Genomic DNA, 6091 nt, shown 5'->3' with positions numbered 1-6091 from the left:
AGGAGGCCAGGGGGGGGGGGGTGGCTCTGGGGTTTGCCCCGCCGCGTGGTTGACCCCCGCTCGACCCCCCCCCCCCCCCTCGCCCCCCCCCCCCCCCCCCCCCACGGCGACTTCCTGCGCCGGGCCCGCGCCCACTACCGCCGCTACCGCGTCCCGGGCACCCGGATGCGGCGGCGGAACATCCTGGTCCGATTCGGCCTGCACCGCACCTTCCGGGCGCTGCGGCTGGCCTCGGCCGTGTGCCGGCGCACGCTGAAGACGGCGGTGAAGCTGGCCCGGGCCGTGCGCACCGGGGTGCTGCGGCTGCACTACCGGATCCAGCTGCGGCTGCCCGTCCGTTCCGACCGGGCGGTGTTCACCTCCGGTGCGGGACGCGGCCACGGCGGCGACCCGGGCGCACTGGAGGAGGCGTTCCGCACCCACGCCCCGCACATCCGCACCGCGTGGATCGCCGGCAGCGAGCACCAGCACACCCTCCCGCCCGGCCCGCGCCGGCTGCGCCCCGGCACCTTCTCCTCCTGGACGGCGCTGGCCCGCTCCAGGTACCTGGTCACCGACGACGTCCTGGACCGCGGGCTGCGCAAGCGCAGCGGTCAGGTGGTGATCCAGACCCGGCAGGGCACGCCACTCAAGCACATGGGCCTGGACCTGCAGGAGCGCCCGGCGGCGGCCCACGGCACGGACTTCGCCGAGCTGCTGCGCGGCGTCGACCAGTGGGACGTCGTCCTGTCCGGCAACCGCCACTCGACGCTGGTCTGGGAGCGGGTCCTCCCGGGCCGCTACACGACGCTGGAGTACGGCGCGCCGCGCAACGACGTCTTCCAGCGGGCGACCTCGGCGGACGTGGCCCGGCTGCGTGAGTCGCTGGGCATCCCCGAGGGCGCGGTCGCGATCCTGTACGCGCCGACCTTCCGCGACCACGTGCGCACCCAGCGCCCGCTGCTGGACCTGGAGCGGATCGCGCGCCGCCTCGGCCCGCGCTTCGTGATCCTGGCCCGCCCGCACCCCACCCACGGCGGCCCGCTCGGCACGGGCACCCGGGTCATCGACGTCGGCGGTCACCCGAGTGTGGAGTCGCTCTGTCTGGCCTCGGACGCGCTGGTCACCGACTACTCGTCGATCATGTTCGACTACGCCAACCTGGACCGGCCGATCGTGGTGCACACCGGCGACTGGGAGGCGTACCGGGCGGCCCGCGGCACCTACTTCGACCTGCGCGCCTTCCCGCCGGGTGCGGTCGCGCGCAGCGAGGACGAGCTGATCGACATCTTCGCGACCGGCCACTGGCGCGGCTCGCGCTCGGCCCAGCTGCGGGCGGCGTTCCGGGAGCGGTTCTGCCCGTACGACGACGGACGCGCCGCCGAACGGGTCGTACGGCACGTGGTGCTGGGCGGGACGGGCCTGCCGCCGGTGGTGCCGCTCGCGGAGCGGCACCCGGTGCCGTCGGCCTGCGCGACCTCCCCGCTGGCCACCGTGCCGCAACCTTCCGGTTGCCGCCCCGTCACCGAGGGGGCCGAACGCCGTTGATCCCTGCGGGAGTTCCCCTGCCCCTCGGCTCGACGCGGCCCAGCCCGAGCCGGCCGTCCACCTGGCGTCCGGCGGGCCGGCCCGGCCGCGTCCGCAAGACAACAGAAAGTACAGAATGCCCCGCTTCAGCATCATCGTCCCGTCCCATGGGGTCGCCGCCCGGCTGTCCCAGGCTCTGGACTCGGTTCTCGGCCAGTCCTTCGGCGATCTGCAGCTGATCCCCGTCTGCGACGCCCCCGACGCCCCGGCCGCGGAGGTGGCCGCCGGGTACGCGGCGCGGGACTCCCGGGTGACGCCGGTCCACTCGCCGCCGTCCGCCGGGCTGAGCGGGGCGCGCAACGCCGGGATGCGGGCGGCAGCCGGCGCGTACGTGCTGTTCCTCGACGGCGACGACCTGCTGCTGCCGGGCGCGCTCGCGGCGCTGGACACCCGGCTGACCGAGACCGCCGGTGTGGACGTGCTCTACGTCGAGCACGAGCGCGTCCCCTGGTGGGAGGGCGAGCCGAGCAACCCGGCCCGGCCGCTGCTCGCCGGGGCCCCGAAGGACGCCTTCGCCCCCGCCGAGCTGCCGGAGCTGACCGGCGTGCAGTTCCCGGCGTGGAGCGCGGTCTACCGCCGCGCCTTCCTCACCGAGCACCACCTCGCCTTCCCCGACAGCCACTTCACCGACCTCGGCTGGGGCGGCCTGGTGACGCTCGCCGCCGGGCGGATCGCGGTGCTGCGCCGGGTCGTCGTACGGCACCGGCTGCGCCGCCAGGGCAGCCGGCTCAATCTGCCCGGGCCGCACCAGCACGCCCTGCTCGACCAGGTGGACCTGGTGCTGACCCGGGCCGCGGAGGCCGCCCTGCCCGCCGAGCGGATCCGGCCGCTGTTCGAGCAGCTCTTCTGCCACGTGCTGAGGACCGCGTCCCGGCCGGAGCGGCTGCCGTCCGGGCACCGGGCGTTCTTCCGCCGCGCGGCCCGTCTCCACCGGCGTCACCGGCCGGCCGGCTTCCGGCCGCCGGAGGGCAGCCTGGGCCTGCAGCACCGGCTGCTGGCGACGGGTGCGTACACCGCCTTCCGCGGTCTGCGCGGCGCCAACCAGGTGGCGGCCGGGGCCGCCGAGCGGCTGCCGCGGCCGCGCATGGTGCGCACCCGGCTGCGCTACGCCCGCGACCTGCACCGCCCGCTCGACCCCGAACTGGCCGTGTACTGCGCCTACTGGGGCCGGGGCTACGCCTGCAACCCGGCCGCGATCCACGCCAAGGCCCGCGAGCTCGCCCCGCACCTGCGCTCGGTGTTCCTGGTCGAGGCCGACCAGGCGCACGCCATGCCGGAGGACGTGGACCACGCGGTGATCGGCTCACGCCGCTACTGGGAGGTGCTGGCCCGGGCGAAGTACCTGATCAACAACGCCAACTTCGCCGAGGGCGTCGTCAAGCGGCCCGGCAGCGTGCATCTGCAGACCCAGCACGGCACCCCGCTGAAGACGATGGGCGTGGACCAGTCGACGTACCCGGTGGTGGCGGCCCAGTCGGGCAGCTTCACCAGGCTGCTGGGCCGGGTCGACCGCTGGGACTTCAACCTCTCCTCCAACCGCCACTCGACCCAGATGTGGGAGCGCGCCTTCCCCGGCTCGTACGAGCATCTGGAGTACGGCTATCCGCGCAACGACGTCTACTACACGGCGACCGCCGAGGACGTGGCCCGCGTGCGGCGGGAGTTGGGCGTCCCCGAGGGCAGCACGGCCGTCCTGTACGCCCCCACCCACCGCGACCACCACAGCGGCTTCGAGCCCGGCCTGGACCTGGCCGCGTTCTGCGCGGCGGCCGGCGAGGACGTGGTCGTGCTCCTCCGCGCCCACTACTTCTACGACCGGGGGCGGCTCGGCCGCGGCGACGACCGGATCATCGACGTCACCGCGCACCGCTCCTCGGAGGATGTGTGCCTGGCGGCGGACGCACTGGTCACCGACTACTCGTCGATCATGTTCGACTACGCCAACCTGGACCGGCCGATCGTCGTGTACGCCGACGACTGGGACGTCTACCGGGAGACGCGGGGCGTCTACTTCGACCTGATGACCGAGCCCCCCGGCCCGGTCGCGCGCACCCCTCAGGAGCTGGCCGCCGTCTTCCGTGACGGCTCGTACGCGGGCGAGGAGGCCAGGGCCCGGCGGACCGCGTTCCGGGAGCGGTTCTGCGAGTTCGACGACGGGCGGGCCGCCGAGCGGGTCGTACGGCGGGTGCTTCTCGGCGAGCCCGCGGAGGCGGTCCCGCCGGTGATCCCGCTCGCGGAGCGCGTCCCCGCCCCCGCCGCCGCGACCCTCGTGAGGAGCTGACCCGCCGTGCCCCGCTTCAGTGTGATCGTGCCCTGTTTCAAGGTGCAGGGCTTTCTGCGCGAGTGCCTGGACTCGGTGCTGCTGCAGTCCTTCAACGACTTCGAGCTCATCGCCGTGGACGACCGCTCCCCGGACGGCTGCGGCGCCATCCTCGACGAGTACGCCGCGCGTGACCCCCGCGTGAAGGTGCTGCACCTGCCGGAGAACGTGGGCCTCGGGCGGGCCCGCAACGCCGGGATGCGCCGCGCCACCGGCGACTACCTGTTCTTCCTGGACAGCGACGACACCCTCACCCCGGGCGCGCTGCGGGCCGTCACCGACCGGCTGGCCGAGACCCGGGACCCGGACGTGCTGGTCTTCGACTACGCGCGCACCTACTGGTGGGGCGGCACCCGGCGCAACGTCCTGGCCGACGTGCTCACGCAGGCCGGTCCGGACACGTTCACCGCCGACGCGTTCCCGCAGATCCTGGATCTGCTGATGGTGGTGTGGAACAAGGTCTACCGGCGCCGGTTCGTGGAGTCGGAGGGCTTCGAGTTCCCGCCCGGCTACTACGAGGACACCCCCTGGACCTTCCCGGCCATGCTCAGCGCCCGGCGGATCGCCGCGCTGGACCGGATCTGCCTGAACTACCGGCAGCGCCGGCAGGGCAACATTCTGTCCACGACCAGCCGCAGGCACTTCGACATCCACGACCAGTACGAGCGGGTCTTCGCGTTCGTCGAGCAGCGGCCCCAGCTGGCGCACTGGCGGCCGTACCTGCACCGCAAGATGGGCGAGCACTGCCTGGACGTCCTGGCCAAGCCGGACCGGCTGCCGCCCGCCGACAAGGCCGAGTTCTTCCGGCGTACGGCGCGGATGTTCCGCGACCACCGGCCCGCGGACGCCCTGGTCGACGGCGAGGTCCGGGCGCTGGAGGGCTCCTGGACGGCCTACCGGATCAGGCGGCGGGCGGCATGGGCCGGGCAGGAGACGGCACGGCGGGCGGCCCTGGTGCGCGGCTCGGCCGCCGAGCGGGCCCGCGCCGGCTGGGCGTTGCTGCACACGCACCGCCCGCTCGACCCGCACCTGGTCGTCTACTCGGCGTCCTCGCACCGGGGCATGCTCGGCGACCCGGCCGCGGTGTACGCCAAGGCCCGTCAGATCGCCCCGCAGCTGCGCGGGGTGTGGGTGGTCCGGGACGCGGAGACGGCGGCGCGGCTGCCGCCCGGCACCGAGCACGTGATCGTCGGCTCCCGGCGCTATCTGGAGGTCACCGCGCGGGCGGCGTTCTTCGTCAACGACGTCAACTGGCCCGGCAGCCTCGCCAAGCGGCCCGGCAGTGTGCACATCCACACCCACCAGGGCACCCCGCTGAAGTACATGGGCGCCGACCTGCGGGACAAGCCGGGTGCCCGGCTCGGCTTCGACGTGCCGCAGATGCTGCGCCGGGCCGACCGCTGGGACTACAGCCTGGTCGCCAACCGCCACTCCGAGCTGGTGTGGGAGCGGGCCTACCCCTGCCACTTCACCTCGCTGCGCACCGGCAGCCCGCGCAACGACGTACTGGTGAACGGCGGTTGCGGTGACAGCGGTGGCTTCCGCGAGCGGCACGGCATCCCTGCGGACCACACGGTCGTGCTGTACGCGCCGACCCGCCGGGACTACCGGCGCAGCGGGCACGTGGACCGGATCGACCTCGCCCGGTTCGCGGCCGACCTGGGCGAGGGGCGCACCCTCGTGGTCCGGCTGCACCCGTCGCTGGCGAACGGTCCCGCGCGCGGGATGGGCCTGGCTGAGCTGGCCCGGCGCGGGATCGTGGTCGACGCGACCGAGGAGCCGCGGGTCGAGGACGTCCTGCTCGCGGCGGACGTGCTGGTCACCGACTACTCGGCCGTGATGTTCGACTACGCCAACCTGGACCGGCCGATCGTGGTGCACGCCGACGACTGGGAGGCGTACACGGCGAGCCGGGGCGCCTACCTCGACATCACCGCCGTGCCGCCGGGCCATGTCTCGCGCTCGTACCGGGAGCTGGCCTGGCTGTTCGCCTCGGGGTCCTGGCGGGACGAGGAGTCGGCGCGGCTGCGGGCGGACTTCCGGGCCCGGTTCTGCGAGTTCGACGACGGCCGGGCCGCCGAGCGCGTCGTACGCACGCTGCTGCTGGGCGTGCCGATGAGCGGCGAGAGCGCGGTACGGATCCCCGGGCAGGCGGGCGTGCGGGACACGCTGTCGTCGGCGTAGCAGTGCGCGTGCGAGGGTGCC

Annotated in this window: 3 protein-coding genes; all 3 read left to right on the top strand. The window is 74.3% G+C overall.

The features are described 5' to 3' along the window. Positions 1-1527 (top strand): CDP-glycerol glycerophosphotransferase family protein (locus ACZ7HQ_RS32395; protein ID WP_470997683.1); only part of this gene is annotated, 1527 nt, incomplete at its 5' end. 115 nt (positions 1528-1642) lie between these two features. Next, positions 1643-3847: a bifunctional glycosyltransferase/CDP-glycerol:glycerophosphate glycerophosphotransferase gene (locus tag ACZ7HQ_RS32390; RefSeq protein ID WP_470997680.1), complete on the top strand. Its 2205-nt coding sequence runs from the start codon at positions 1643-1645 to the stop codon at positions 3845-3847. Between the two features lie 6 nt (positions 3848-3853). Then, positions 3854-6070, top strand: coding sequence for a bifunctional glycosyltransferase/CDP-glycerol:glycerophosphate glycerophosphotransferase (locus tag ACZ7HQ_RS32385; protein ID WP_470997678.1), 2217 nt, complete (start codon positions 3854-3856; stop codon positions 6068-6070). Positions 6071-6091 lie beyond the last annotated feature (21 nt).

Source organism: Streptomyces sp. NPDC037290, from assembly GCF_055603245.1.
Note: the sequence above shows the minus strand (reverse complement) of the source record. Positions and strands in the feature narration are given on the sequence as shown.

Excerpts from the sequence above, each read along its gene's own strand:
- ACZ7HQ_RS32390 (WP_470997680.1), top strand. The coding sequence starts at position 1,643 with ATGCCCCGCTTCAGCATCATCGTCCCGTCCCATGGGGTCGCCGCCCGG.